The organism is Micromonospora sp. NPDC005197 (assembly GCF_040608295.1).
In the GTDB taxonomy this organism is placed as follows: Bacteria; Actinomycetota; Actinomycetes; order Mycobacteriales; family Micromonosporaceae; genus Micromonospora.
The window spans coordinates 1-13,884 of the sequence record NZ_JBEXHY010000042.1; the positions used below are offsets into that span (position 1 = coordinate 1).

Below are 13,884 nucleotides of genomic sequence, written 5' to 3' on the forward strand. Positions count from 1 at the left end.
CGACGGCCACCCCGGTGCCGTCGGCGTCGCCGCCCAGCGACGCGCGGTACGGGCTGCGGGACGGTTGGACCTGGCACGTCGACCCGACCGGCTTTCGCATCGCGGCGCCGGTGGCCTGGGCACGCTGGACCGAAGGGGCGGTGACCTGCTTCCGGGAGCCCAGCGGGGCCCGGGTGCTCAGCGTCGAGGCGGGGCCGCCGCAGGTCGATCCGGTGGCGCACTGGAAGGCCGAGGAGAAGCGGCTCGTCGCCGGTGGCGCGCTGCCGGGCTACCGCAAGGTGGACATCTCGGCGCTCGACGTCTTCGACGGCGGGGCCCTCTGGGAGTGCAGTTGGGAGAACGCCGCCGGTGAGCGGGTGCACAGCATCCGGCTGCTCGCCAACACCTCGGCCGGGCGCGCCTACACCGTCTCGTGGTTGACAAAAGAGTTCGACTGGCAGGTCAACGCGGCATACTTCGTGATGATCCGGCAGAGCTTCACGCCCACCCTCTGACACTGTCCGATGTGGACCGCATGACTGACGCCCCTGCGACACCGGCGCTGGCTACAGTGGCGTAGTTTTGGCGCTCAAGATCCCTGGGGAGGGTGAGCCGAGATGATGGGACCGTCGCACGCGCTGTCCGGCGCGGCGGTATGGCTGGCCGGGTCCTGGGCGCTGGACCAGTTCGCCGACTACCACCAGTCGCCGCTGGCGCTGGCGGTGGGCACGGCGGTGTGCGCGGGCGGAGCGCTCTTTCCCGACCTGGACCTGTCCGGCAAGGTGACCCGCAACCAGGGTGGCGCCACCGTCGCCCGTACGTTCGGGGTCTTCTCGCTCTTCGTCGCCGAGGTGATGGAGAAGATCTCGCTCGGTGTCTACTACGCGACGAAGCTCAGCAAGGATCCGCGTCGCAACAACGGGCACCGGACGCTCACCCACACGCTTCCGTTCACGCTGCTGGTCGGCTGGGGCACCACCGCCCTCTGCGCCGCGTACGGCAAGTGGGCGGTGATCACGATCCTGTTCTTCATGTTCGGTCTCGCCCTGCGCGGGCTCTTCGACGAGTGGGCCGAACGGGCCGGCTGGGTGATCGTGACGCTCGCGTCGGCCGGCGCGGCCTGGTTCACCTTCGCCAACCTGCCGGGTGGGCGGGGCTACCCCCTGATCGGCACGGCCGTCGGGGTGGGCTGCTTCGTGCACATCCTCGGCGATATGATCACCAGAGCCGGGGTGCCGATCCTCTGGCCGATCCCGATCCGCCGACGCATGTGGACGATGATCGGCCTGCCCAACAGCATCGCGCTGCGGACCGGCAGCAAGACCGAGGTCGTCGTGCTGCGCGCCGTGCTGACCGTGGTCTCGGTGCTCGCCACCGCCGGCCTGATCGCGCCATCGGTGCTGCAACGGTTCAACATCGACGTATGACCCACGCCGCCCCCGCGTCACCCCCGGCGGAGAGCCCGCCGCCACCGCCGGCCGAGGACGCGCGGGTGCCGGAGTTCTGGCGCGCGCTGGGACTTCCCGGACTGGCGGACGTGCACGTGCACTTCCTGCCGCCGAGGCTGCTGCGCCGCGTGTGGGAGTACTTCGACGCCGCCGGGCCGCTGGTCGGCACCGAGTGGCCGATCCGCTACCGGTGGAGCGACGCGGACCGCGTCGCCCACCTGCGCCACCTCGGGGTACGGGCGTTCAGCGCGCTGGCGTACCCCCATCGACCGGGCATGGCGGCGGACCTCAACCGCTGGACGCTGCAGTTCGCTCGGGACACCCCGGGCTGCCTGCCCTCGGCGACCTTCTTCCCCGAGCCCGGCGCCGCCGCGTACGTCGAGGCCGCGCTGGCCGACGGAGCCCGGCTGTTCAAGGTGCACGTGCAGGTCGGCGGCTTCTCCCCCACCGACCCGGCACTGGACGAGGTGTGGGGGACGCTGACCGACGCCGAGGTGCCGGTGGTCGTGCACGCCGGGCACGCCCCGGTGGGGACGACACACACCGGGCCCGCCCCGTTCGCCGACCTGCTCGCCCGTCACCCCCGGCTGGCCGCCGTGGTGGCGCACCTCGGCGCGCCGGACTACCGGGCCTTCCTCGACCTCGCCGAGGCGTACGAACGGGTCCGGCTGGACACCACCATGGCGTTCACGCCGTTCTTCGACCGGTTCGTGCCCTTTCCCGCTGACGAGTTGCCCCGACTGCGCGACCTGGGCCTCGCCGGCAAGGTGCTGCTGGGCAGCGACTTCCCCAACATCCCCTACCCGTACGCCGACCAGCTGACCGGGCTGGCCCGGCTGGACCTCGGTGACGACTGGCTACGCGCGGTCTGCTGGAACAACGCCGCCACCCTGTTCGACCTGCCGTAAAGCGCCCCAGCCGGGGCCGCCCCAGCCGGGCCAGTGGGCCCGACTTGTTTTCGACATCGGCTATTGACGTCGCCGTAACAGGTGGCCTAGCGTCTGTCGAAACGCTTCGTCGAAACGCTTCGACGATCATTCGGGAGCGATCCCACGCCGGGCCGGAGGAGGTGCGCGGTGGCCACGATGCACGACGTCGCCCGCCTTGCGCAGGTCTCGGTCAGCACCGTGTCGTACGTGCTCACCGGCACCCGGCCGATCTCCCAGGCCACCCGGGACAAGGTGCTCGCCGCGATGGCCGAGCTCGACTACCAGCCCAACGCCATGGCCCGCGGGCTGGCCAGCCGGCGCAGCCGCATCCTGGGCCTGCTGATGCCGATGGACGAGCGCGGCCTGGGCGCGACCGAGACCGCGTTCGTCACCGGCGCCGCCGCCGCGGCCAGCGCCGTCGGCTATCACCTGGTGCTCTCGCCGGTCGGCGGCGGCAACCTCGACGACCTGCGGCGGCTGGCCAGCCAGCGGATGCTCGACGGCGTCGTGCTGATGGAGGTGCAGCTCGCCGACGAGCGGGTCACCGTGCTCCAGGAGGCGGGCGTGCCGCTGGTGCTGATCGGGCGCACCGGCGACACCACCGGGCTCTCCTACGTCGACATCGACTTCGAGCAGACCGTGCGGGAGGCCGTCGCGCACCTGGTCGGCCTGGGGCACCGCCACGTCGTCTACGTCAACCACTCGGCCGCCACGCTCGCCAGCGGCTACGGTCCCGCGTTACGCACCCGGGACGCGTTCGTCACGGCGATGACCGGGCACGGCCTGGAGCCGGTCATGATTCCGGCCGAGGACAGCGCCGCCGGTGGGCGGGCCGCCCTGGCCGCCGCGTTCGCGCGGACGCCGGAGCTGACCGCCGTGCTGGCGATGAACGAGACCGCGATCTTCGGCATCCTCGGCGAGCTGACCGGACGGGGGCTGTCGGTCCCCGACGACGTCTCGGTCGTCTCGATGGTCACCTCGCCACAGGTCGCCGAGTTGGCCACCCCGGCGCTGACCGCGATGACGTCGCCCGGGTCGACCCTGGGCCGGATCGCGATCGAGGCGCTGGTGCGCCACCTGGACGGGCCCGGCCACGAGCGCCACCAGCAACTGCTGCCGTGCGCGCTGGAGATCCGGGGATCGACCGCCGGGCCACGTCGGCCGGCACGAGTAACCACCGAACCATCCCCGACGGGCGGGGGCTGACCAGCGAAAACGGCCCGCCGCCGCGCGGCAACGCGACGACGGACCCAGTGAAGTACCGGGCTCGATACTCAACGAGGAGGATAGCAATGCAGCGATTCCGCCGGATCGTCGCGGCGATCGCCCTGGCGGCGACCGCGACGACCACCGTGGCCGCGTGCGGCGGCGGCGAGAGCGAGGACGACAGCGGGGCCAAGACCCTCAAGCTCTGGCACTACGAGAGCGAGAACAGCGCGATGGGGGTCGGCTGGAACCGGGCGATCGAGATCTTCAAGGCCGAGCACCCGGGCGTCGAGGTGCGCTTCGAGCGCAAGGCGTTCGAGCAGATCCAGCAGAACGCCGGCATGATCATCAACTCGTCCGAGGGCCCGGACATCATGGAGTACAACAAGGGCAACGCGACGGCCGGCCTGCTGTCGTCGCAGGGTCTGCTCACCGATCTGAGCGCCGAGGCCGACAAGCGCGGCTGGGCCGGCAAGCTCAGCCCCAGCCTCCAGACCACCGCCCGGTACAGCGACAAGGGCGTGATGGGGTCGGGCAACTGGTTCGGCGTGCCGAACTACGGCGAGTACGTCACGGTCTACTACAACAAGGACCTGTTCGACCGCAACGGCGTCAAGGTGCCGACCAGCATGGCTGAGATGACCGCCGCGATGGACACCTTCGTCGGCAAGGGCGTCACGCCGCTGGGCATGGCCGGCGCGGAGTACCCGGCCGGGCAGCTCTTCTACCAGTTGGCGCTCTCCAAGGCCGACCGGCAGTTCGTCGACAACTACCAGCTCTACAAGAACCCGGTCGACTTCAAGGCCGACCCGCTGAAGTACGGCGCGGACACCTTCGCCGAGTGGGTGCGCAAGGGCTACGTGGCCAAGAACTCGGCGAGCCTCAAGGCCGAGGACATGGGCACCGCGTTCATCGCCGGCAAGACCCCGATGATCGTCTCGGGCAGCTGGTGGTACGGCCGGTTCAAGACCGAGATGAAGGCCAACTGGGACACGTTCCTCTTCCCCGGCAACACCCTCAACGCCGGCTCGTCGGGCAACATCTGGGTGGTCCCGTCGAACAGCAAGGCCAAGAGCCTGGCGTACGACTTCATCGACATCACCCTGCGTCCGGAGATCCAGGACCTGATCGGCAACAACGGTGGCGTCCCGGTCGCCGCTGACGCGTCGAAGATCAGCGACCCCAAGGACCGCAAGCTGATCGAGGACTTCAACACGGTCAGCAAGCAGGACGGCCTGGCCTTCTACCCGGACTGGCCGGTGCCCGGCTACTACGACGTGCTGGTCGGTGGCTTCCAGGGCCTGATCAACGGGTCGAAGTCCCCCGACCAGGTGCTCGACACGATCGCCAAGCCGTACGCCGATGGCGTCAAGGAGATCACCGGCAAGTGACACGGCGAGCGGCGGGCACGACCGGCACGACCGGCGTGCCCGCCCGCCCCGCCGGGAAGGATCTTCCATGGCAGTCTCCGAGACCGTCGCCGCCCCACACCCGACGGCGACCCCCTCCCCGCGCAAGCCCCGCCGCGGACCGCGCGGCCGCAACGCGGCGTACTGGCTCTACCTGCTCCCCGGAGCGGTGCTGTTCGTCCTGGTCATCGGCGCGCCCCTGGTCGGCACCGGTTATCTCTCGCTGACCAAGTGGTCGGGCATCGGCGACCCCACCTTCGTGGGGTTCGACAACTACCAGCGCCTGCTGCACGACGAGGTGTTCTGGGCGTCGTTCCGCAACACCGTGGCGATGATCGTCGCGATGGTGGTGGTGCCCACCCTGCTCGGGCTGCTGCTCGCCTCGGTGCTCTTCGACGTCATCGGGCGCCGGTTCAAGCCGCGTACCGCCGCCGCGCTGCGGGCCGCGTTCTACCTGCCGCAGGTGCTGCCCGTGGTGGTGGCCGGCATCGTCTGGGGTTGGATCCTGCGCCCCGACGGCGCGTTCAACAGCCTGCTCGACGCAGTGGGCCTCGGCGCGCTGCGCCACGACTGGCTCGGCGACCCGGGCACGGCCCTCCCGGCCGTCATGGCCGTGATGATCTGGGTGCAGATCGGCTACCCGGTGGTCGTGTTCATGGCGGCGTTGCAGCGGGTCGACCCGGAGCTGTACGAGGCGGCCGAGGTCGACGGCGCGAACTGGCTGCACCGTTTCCGGACGATCACCCTCCCGCAGATCCGGCCGGAGACCTTCGTGGTGGCCCTGACCTGCACCATCGCCGCGCTGAAGGTGTTCGGGCCGATCTTCGCGCTGACCCGCGGTGGCCCGGAGAACGCCACCAACGTGCCGTCGTACTTCGCGTACTACACGTTCTTCAAGAAACTCCAGGTCGGCTACGGCTCCGCGATCTCCACCGTGCTCACGCTGATCATCGTCGTGGTGGCCGTGGTCTTCATCTGGATGCAGGCGCGCAGCGAGCGCCGGGACCGGGGGTTCTGACATGGCCGTGACGCTCACGCCGGTGCCCACACCGGTGCACCGGCCCGTCCGCGACCGGCACCACCGCGGCGTCAGCCGCTGGGTCGTGCTCGTCGGAGTCACCCTCGGCGCGCTCGTCATGCTGGTGCCGTTCGCGTTCATGCTGCTCAACGCGTTCAAGTCGCCCGGCGACTATTCGTCGGGCGGGCCGCTGAGCTGGCCGGGCGAGTTCTACACCAAAGGTCTGCGGACGTACTGGACCGAGGTGAACTTCCCGCTCAAGCTGTGGAACTCGGCGCTCATCGCCGGCTCCGTGGCGGTGCTCGGCGTCGTCGTTTCCCTGCTCAACGCGTACGCCCTGGGCATCGGCCGGGTCCGCGGCCGGCTGTGGATCGTCGGGTTGTTCCTGCTGGCCAACATGCTGCCGCAGGAGGCGCTGATCTACCCGCTCTACTACGTGGCGAAGGAGATCGGCCTCTACAACACCCGGCTCTCGGTGATCATCATCTTCACGGTGATCCAGAGCGCGTTCGGCACGTACCTGCTGGCCTCGGTCCTGGGCACCTTCCCGCGCTCGCTGCTGGAGGCCGCCGCGCTCGACGGCGCCGGCAAGTGGACGGTGCTGTGGCGGGTGGTCTTCCCCAATCTGCGGCCCACGCTCGCCGTACTCCTCATCTTCTTCTTCATCTGGACCTGGAACGAGTTCCTCATCCCGCTGGTCATGCTCATCGACAACCAGACGCAGACCATCCCGGTCGCGCTGGCGTCGTTGCAGGGCGACCGGCTGATGGACGCCCCGACGACCAACGCCGGCGCGTTGATCAGCCTGGTGCCGGCCATCCTCTTCTTCCTCATCTTCCAGCGCACTCTGGCGCGCGGCATCACGGCAGGAGCCGAGAAGTGAAGTTCACCGACGGGTACTGGCAACTGCGCCCGGGGGTCAGCGTGCTGCGCCCCGGCACAGTGGAATCGGTCGAGCCGGACGAGCGCGGCTTCACCGTCTTCGCGCCGGCCGGTCAGATCACCGGTCGGGGCGACACCCTCAACCGGCCCGTCGTCACCGTCCGGTTCTTCTCCCCCGCCCCCGGCGTCGTCGGGGTGACCATCGGTCACCACAGCGGCGGGCTGCCCCGCGAGCCGCACTTCGGGTTGGCCACCGACGACGCGCACCCGGTCACCGTCGACATCACCGGCATCACCGCGTCGCTGACCACCGGCGAACTGACCGCCCGGGTGGCGCTCATCGACGGCTGGCGGGTCGAGTTCCTGCACGGCGACCGGTTGATCACCGCCTCCACCGCGCGCAGCGTCGGCATCGTCACCGACGGCGAGGGCCGCCGGCACGTGCACGAGCGGCTCGCCCTCGGAGTCGGCGAGACGGTGTACGGGCTGGGCGAGCGATTCGGCCCGTTCGTGAAGAACGGCCAGACCGTCGACATCTGGAACGCCGACGGCGGCACCGCCAGCGAGCAGGCGTACAAGAACGTGCCGTTCTATCTGAGCAGCGCCGGCTACGGGGTCTTCGTGGACCATCCCGAGCACGTGTCGTTCGAGGTCGGCTCGGAGGTCGTGGCGCAGAACCAGTTCAGCGTCGAGGGCCAGTCCCTCACCTACTACGTCATCGACGGACCCGCCCCCAAGGACGTGCTGCGCCGGTACACGGCGCTGACCGGCCGGCCGGCCCGGGTGCCCGCCTGGTCGTACGGGTTGTGGCTGTCCACGTCCTTCACCACCTCGTACGACGAGAAGACGGTGACCGAGTTCGTCGACGGAATGGCCGAGCGGGACCTGCCGCTTTCGGTGTTCCACTTCGACTGCTTCTGGATGCGCCAGTTCCACTGGGTCGACTTCGTCTGGGACCCGGCGACCTTCCCCGACCCCGAGGGGATGCTGCGCCGGCTGCACGAGCGCGACCTGAAGGTGTGCGTCTGGATCAACCCGTACATCGCGCAGCGCTCGTACCTTTTCGAGGAGGGCCGCCAGGCCGGCTACCTGGTCCGCAACCCGGACGGGTCGGTCTGGCAGTGGGACAAGTGGCAGGCCGGCATGGCGCTCGTCGACTTCACCAACCCGGACGCGGTCCGCTGGTTCACCGGCAAGCTCAAGGTCCTGCTGGACATGGGCGTCGACTGCTTCAAGACCGACTTCGGCGAGCGCATCCCGACCGACGTGGTGTGGCACGACGGCTCGGATCCGCAGCGGATGCACAACTACTACTCCTACCTCTACAACAAGGCCGTCTTCGAGCTGCTGGAGACCGAGCGGGGCGAGGGCGAGGCGGTGGTGTTCGCCCGCTCGGCCACCACCGGCGGGCAGCAGTTCCCGGTGCACTGGGGCGGCGACTGCGAGTCGACGTTCGTCGCGATGGCCGAGTCGCTGCGCGGCGGGCTGTCCCTGGCGTCGTCCGGTTTCGGCTACTGGAGCCACGACATCGGCGGCTTCGAGGGCACCCCCGACCAGGCCGTCTTCAAGCGGTGGATCGCCTTCGGCCTGCTCTCCTCGCACTCCCGGCTGCACGGCTCCGGCTCGTACCGGGTGCCGTGGGCGTACGACGAGGAGGCCGTCGACGTGCTGCGGCACTTCACCCGGCTCAAGCTGAGCCTGATGCCGTACCTGGCCGCCGCCGCGCAGGAGGCGCACCGCGACGGGATCCCCATGATGCGTCCGATGATCGTGGAGTTCCCGGACGACCCGGCCGCGGCGCACCTGGACCGGCAGTACATGCTCGGCTCGGACGTGCTGGTCGCGCCGGTGCTCAGCGCCGACGGCCAGGTCACCTTCTACGTGCCCGCCGGCACGTGGACGCACCTGGTGACCGGCACGCAGCTCACCGGCCCGGCCTGGGTGACCGAGAAGCACGAGTTCGACAGCCTGCCGGTGCTCGCCCGGCCGGGCGCGGTGATCCCGTTCGGATCGCGCTCCGATCGGCCCGACTACGACTGGGCGGACGGTGTGCAACTGCGCCTCTACGCTCCGGCGGAGGGACAACGGCAACGGGTACGGATTCCGTCGCCCGGCGAGGGGCCGGGCGCGGAGTTCGAGGTGAGCTTCCGCGACGGCGTGGCCACCGCGGAACTGGTGGCGGGTGACTCGTCGGCGTACCACTGCGTGGTCGCCGGGACGGAGGTAGCAGGACGATGACGGCACGCACCTTTCCGGAGAGCTTCCTCTGGGGTTCGGCCACGGCGGCGTACCAGATCGAGGGCGCGGCCACCGAGGACGGCCGAGGGCCGTCCATCTGGGACACCTACAGCCACACCCCGGGGCGGACGCTGAACGGCGACACCGGTGACGTGGCCGCCGACCACTACCAGCGCTGGCCGCAGGACCTCGACCACATCGCCGAGCTGGGCCTGGGCGCGTACCGCTTCTCGATCTCCTGGCCGCGGGTGCAGCCGGGCGGATCCGGCCGGTTCAACCAGGCCGGCCTGGACTTCTACTCCCGGCTGGTCGACGGCCTGCTGGAGCGCGGCGTCCGCCCGGTCGCCACCATGTACCACTGGGACCTGCCGCAGGAGCTGGAGGACGCCGGTGGGTGGCCGGTGCGGGACACGGCGCTGCGCTTCGAGGAGTACGCGTCGGGGATCGTCGCCGCGCTCGGTGACCGGGTGCACACCTGGACCACGCTGAACGAGCCGTGGTGCTCGGCGTACCTGGGCTACGGCTCGGGCGTGCACGCGCCGGGACGGACCGAGCCGGCGGCCGCGCTGGCGGCGGTGCACCATCTGAACCTCGCGCACGGCCTGGCCGGCCGGGTGGTCCGGGAATTGGCCCCGACCGCAGAGCTGTCGGTGACGCTGAACCTGCACGTGATCCGCCCGGCGTCGGACTCGGCGGCGGACGTCGACGCGGCCCGCCGCATCGACGCGCTGGCCAACCGGGCGTTCCTCGGCCCGATGCTGAACGGGGCGTACCCGGCCGACCTGCTGGCCGACACGGCGGGCGTCACCGACTGGTCGTTCGTGCACCAGGGCGACGAGAAGGCGGCCGCCGTGCCCCTGGACGTGCTCGGTGTGAACTACTACTCGAGCACCCTGGTTCGCGCCTGGGACGGGCACTCGGCCCGCTCGGACGCTGACGGTCACGGCGCGTCGGCACACTCGCCGTGGGTCGGCGCCGACGACGTCGACTTCCTGCCGCAGCCCGGCCCGTACACGGCGATGGGTTGGAACATCGATGCGCCGGCCCTGACCGAGCTGCTGCTGCGGCTGGGCCGGGAGTACCCGGGGCAGCCGCTGATGATCACCGAGAACGGCGCTGCCTTCGACGACGCCGTGTCGGCCGGCGGCCGGATCCACGACGACCGGCGGATCGACTATCTGCGCCGGCACATCTCCGCCGTGGCGGACGCCCGCGAGCAGGGCGTGGACGTGCGGGGCTACTTCGTCTGGTCGCTGTTGGACAACTTCGAGTGGGGTTACGGCTACGACCGCCGGTTCGGGATCATCCGGGTCGACTACGACACGCAGGACCGCATCTGGAAGGACAGCGCGCACTGGTACCGGCGACTGGCCGCCACCGGCGAGCTGGACCAGCCCGCGGAGTAACGGCTTGCCTCCCCACGCCGCGCCCCGGCTCCGCACGCCCCCAGCGCCGCCCTGCCCTGCCCTGGGCTGACCGCCGCACCGACCCCGGCCAAGGTCCGTACCGCAGCCTAACCAAGATCACTCAATCATCCGTGGGCATCGCAGAGGAGGCACAGGTGGGCGATCCGGTGAAGGATGCCTCGCTCGAGGTTCCCATTCCAGAGGTCTGGCGGCCGGCGCTCAAGGCGGTCGTGGACTCGCTGGTGCGACGAGACGCCGTTATCGGCGCAGCTCTGCCGTCAGTAGAGCCAGTTCCGCCCGAAATCTCGCAACAATGCCTCCAGGCGGTCGACGACTACGGCGCGGTCACGCTGATCACCCCACCAGACGAATCCTGGAACACGTCCGTTGCACTGTGGTACGGCGATCACTGGCGCTGCTTGGTCGACCTCTGGACCGAAGAAGAAGGCAGGAGCGACCTGGTCCTCGATGTCCACGTCTTCGAGCACGGGCCCGGATACCGCTACCGCGTGCACCTCGTCTACGTCCCCTGAGCAATCCATCCACAGGTCTTGACAATTGCTCCGTTGTTCGGCAGAAGTCCGAAGAAGGATTCCATGGCGGCGTTGTCGCTGGCAGCGCCGACTCTGCCCATTCAACGCATTCCAACAACCGAAACTACAAGATCGGCGCGGGGCGGGGTGGTGATCTGTTAGACGCCGACGCGCTGCGGCGGGACGGTGAGCCCGTAGAGCGCCATCAGCTCAGGGCTGTCGACCCGGCTGCCGTCGGCCACCGAGTCGCAGGCGATGTCGACGATCTGGTCCTTGTGCGCCAACAGGTACGGCCGGGCCCCCACGTCGGCGCTGGCCAGGGTCGCGATGCCGGGCCAGTGCCGGCGGCCGAACAGCATCGGGTACCCGCGCAGCCCGTCGTAGGTGGCGCAGACCAGCACATCCGGGTACGGCAGCGCGGCCACCCGGCGGACCGCCGCGGCGGTCAGGCCCGGCATGTCGACGGGCACCACCACCACCGCCTCGATCCCCGCGTCGTCCATGGCGGCCAGACCGGCGCGGATGGACGAGCCGACCCCGGTGCCCCACGCCTTGTTGATCACAACGGTCGCCTTGCCCAGGTCGGTGGTCTCCCGGACCTGGTCCGCGGCGGCCCCCAGCACGACCACGATCTGCTCGCAGCCCGCCTCGGTCATCGTGTCGATCATCTGGTTGACCAGGGGCTTTTCTCCCTGGTGCAGCAGCGCCTCGGGACCGCCGATGCGGCGTCCCCCACCTGCGGCGATGATCATTCCTGCGATCCGGTTCAGCTGCGCCCCCTCAAGCACGGGATCGACCGTGACGGCCGGCCCCCTCCTACGGACACTGCAACGAGGAGGGCCGCGCATGAGTGGCGGGGCGAAAAGGGAAAATAGTGCAACCGTTACGCACCGGACCACCGACGGCGAGGCCTGCGATGGCGTACTCCGCCACCGCCGCAGCACCGGACGGCCCGGCGACCGACGGGCGCACCCCCGGGTGGACGATCGACTCCACGTCGCCCACCTGGGGGTATTCAGGTACTTGGATGCCGCCACATCGGCGATGTGGAGTCGATCATCGCGCGCGATGACCTCCGCCGAACCGGCCACGCTCGCCGAACCGGCCACGCAGTGCGAGCCGGTCAGGCCGCGTCGGCGTAGCAGTCGACGATGGACAGATCCAGGGGAAAGCGCACCGGGGTGTCACCGAACAGCAGCGCGGTGGCCCGCTCACCCGCCCGGCTCACCGCCGCCGCCACGGCCTCGGCCTGCTCGGCCGGACAGTGCGCCATCACCTCGTCGTGCTGGAAGAAGACCAGCTCGGCGTCGGTGCCGGACAACTCGGTGCGCAGTGTGGCCAGCAGCGTCGAGGCCCACTCCGCGGCGGTGGCCTGGATGACGAAGTTGCGGGTGAAGCGCCCCCGGGACCGGGCGGCTCGCGCCCGAGGGCTCTGCCGATCGGCCGCGGCGTCCGGATCGGTCGGCCCCTCGTCGGGGTCACCGAGGCCGACCGAGCCGGGTGGGCAGGTGCGCCCCAGCCACGAGCGCACCAACCCGCCCGCCTCACCGGTGCGCGCCGCCGCCTCGACGTAGCCGAACGCCGTCGGGTAGCTGCGTTTGAGCACCGCCAGCGCGGGCACCGCCGCACCGCCGGTCTGCCCGTACATGGCCCCGAGCAGGGCCACCTTGGCCCGGGGACGGTCACCACCGAACGAGTCCCGGGCGAGCGCGGCGTACAGGTCACCGGCGCCGCCCGCCGCCGCCAGCCGCGCGTCGCCGGAGACCGCCGCCAGGACGCGGGGCTCCAACTGGCCGGCGTCGGCGACCACCAGCCGCCAGCCCGGGTCGGCCACCACCGCCCGGCGGATCACCTTGGGGATCTGCAACGCGCCACCGCCCCGGGTCGCCCAGCGGCCGGAGACCACCCCGCCCGGCACGTACTCCGGCTGGAACCGCCCGTCGCGCACCCACTGCTCACGCCAGGACCAGCCGTGCGCCGTCCAGATCCGGTACAGCTCCTTGTATTCCAGCACCAGGGGCACCGCCGGATGGTCCACCCCGCGCAACACCCAGGCCCGGGTGTTGGGCAGCTCCACCCCGGCCCGGGCGAACGCCTTGAGCAGCTCGGCCGGGGAGTCGGCGTGCAGCTGGCGGACGCCGAACGCGTCGGCGATCCGGGCCGCCAACTCGGCCAACCGGCGCGGCGGCCCGCCGACCGGAGACGGCTCCCCCAGCAGCTCGGCGAGGATCGCGTCGTGCACCTCGGCCCGCCAGGGCAGCCCGGCGACGCCCATCTCCACCGCGATCAACGCGCCGGCCGACTCGGCGGCCACCAGCAGCCGGAACCGGCCCGGGTGCTCGGTGGTGGCGACCCGGGCGAGCTGGTCGGCGTACACCCGGGTCAGTGCCTCGATGCCCGGCCCCGGCGGACCGGGCAGCGTGTCGAAGAGCGCACCCTGGCCGTGCCCGGGCGGCGCGGCGGCGCGCGGCGGCGGGTCGGCCGGCACCGGAGCACCGGTCAGGCGGGCCCAGGCGGCGGCCAGCGAGCGGGGCTCACCCCAACGGCCGGCCTGCCCGAGCAACAGGGCCTCGGTCAACTCCACGTCGTGGCACCGCTCGACGCGCACCCCGGCCCGCAGCAGCGCCGGGTAGATCGCACCCGCGGCGGCCCAGACCCACCGTGGGTGCTCGGCCGCCTCCCGTGCGGCCATCGCGGCCGCGAGGTCGCTGACGGTCTCGATCGGGCCGACGGGTCGGCCGGCGGCGTCGAGCGGACGCAGCTCTCCCCCACCGCGTTCGCCCGCCACCACCGCCACCAGCACGAATGTGATTCTGCCTTCCCCCTCCGACAGGAA

The 13,884-nt window shown here is 70.8% G+C and carries 11 protein-coding genes and 1 pseudogene; 10 read left to right on the forward strand and 2 right to left on the reverse strand.

Annotated elements, in window-relative coordinates:
* The 10 genes and pseudogenes from ABZU46_RS16210 to ABZU46_RS16255 all read left to right on the forward strand — a co-directional run.
* Nucleotides 1-494 (forward strand): annotated as a pseudogene (locus ABZU46_RS16210) (serine/threonine protein kinase); the annotation flags it as partial.
* A 102-nt stretch (nt 495-596) separates the two neighbouring features.
* The gene (locus ABZU46_RS16215; RefSeq protein ID WP_354858361.1) at nt 597-1,406 is read left to right on the forward strand and encodes a metal-dependent hydrolase; all 810 of its coding nucleotides are present in this window, start codon (nt 597-599) and stop codon (nt 1,404-1,406) included.
* Nucleotides 1,403-2,335, forward strand: coding sequence for an amidohydrolase family protein (locus tag ABZU46_RS16220; RefSeq protein ID WP_354858363.1), 933 nt, complete (start codon nt 1,403-1,405; stop codon nt 2,333-2,335). The genes ABZU46_RS16215 and ABZU46_RS16220 overlap by 4 nt, the downstream gene beginning before the upstream one ends.
* A 177-nt stretch (nt 2,336-2,512) precedes the next feature.
* A complete protein-coding gene (locus ABZU46_RS16225) occupies nt 2,513-3,562 on the forward strand; it encodes a LacI family DNA-binding transcriptional regulator (RefSeq protein WP_354858438.1) in 1,050 nt (349 codons plus the stop codon).
* An 86-nt stretch (nt 3,563-3,648) separates the two neighbouring features.
* The gene (locus ABZU46_RS16230; protein ID WP_354858366.1) at nt 3,649-4,953 is read left to right on the forward strand and encodes an extracellular solute-binding protein; all 1,305 of its coding nucleotides are present in this window, start codon (nt 3,649-3,651) and stop codon (nt 4,951-4,953) included.
* A gap of 67 nt (nt 4,954-5,020) precedes the next feature.
* Entirely contained in the window at nt 5,021-5,989 is a 969-nt protein-coding gene (locus tag ABZU46_RS16235; RefSeq protein ID WP_354858368.1) for a sugar ABC transporter permease, read from the forward strand.
* Between the two features lies 1 nt (nt 5,990).
* On the forward strand, nt 5,991-6,872 hold the full coding sequence (locus tag ABZU46_RS16240) for a carbohydrate ABC transporter permease (RefSeq protein ID WP_354858371.1): 882 nt from the start codon (nt 5,991-5,993) through the stop codon (nt 6,870-6,872).
* Nucleotides 6,869-9,109, forward strand: a complete 2,241-nt coding sequence (gene yicI, locus ABZU46_RS16245; RefSeq protein ID WP_354858373.1) for an alpha-xylosidase — start codon at nt 6,869-6,871, stop codon at nt 9,107-9,109. The genes ABZU46_RS16240 and yicI overlap by 4 nt, the downstream gene beginning before the upstream one ends.
* On the forward strand, nt 9,106-10,515 hold the full coding sequence (locus tag ABZU46_RS16250; RefSeq protein ID WP_354858375.1) for a GH1 family beta-glucosidase: 1,410 nt from the start codon (nt 9,106-9,108) through the stop codon (nt 10,513-10,515). The genes yicI and ABZU46_RS16250 overlap by 4 nt, the downstream gene beginning before the upstream one ends.
* Before the next feature lie 155 nt (nt 10,516-10,670).
* A complete protein-coding gene (locus ABZU46_RS16255) occupies nt 10,671-11,048 on the forward strand; it encodes a hypothetical protein (RefSeq protein ID WP_354858377.1) in 378 nt (125 codons plus the stop codon).
* A 158-nt stretch (nt 11,049-11,206) separates the two neighbouring features.
* Here the strand turns inward: ABZU46_RS16255 and ABZU46_RS16260 are convergent, their stop codons facing one another.
* Both ABZU46_RS16260 and ABZU46_RS16265 read right to left on the reverse strand, forming a co-directional pair.
* Nucleotides 11,207-11,800 carry an NTP transferase domain-containing protein gene (locus tag ABZU46_RS16260; protein ID WP_354858441.1) on the reverse strand — a complete coding sequence of 198 codons (594 nt, stop codon included), beginning with the start codon at nt 11,798-11,800 and terminating at the stop codon, nt 11,207-11,209.
* Between the two features lie 371 nt (nt 11,801-12,171).
* Entirely contained in the window at nt 12,172-13,881 is a 1,710-nt protein-coding gene (locus ABZU46_RS16265) for a bifunctional 3'-5' exonuclease/DNA polymerase (protein WP_354858443.1), read from the reverse strand.
* Between the last annotated feature and the right edge of the window lie 3 nt (nt 13,882-13,884).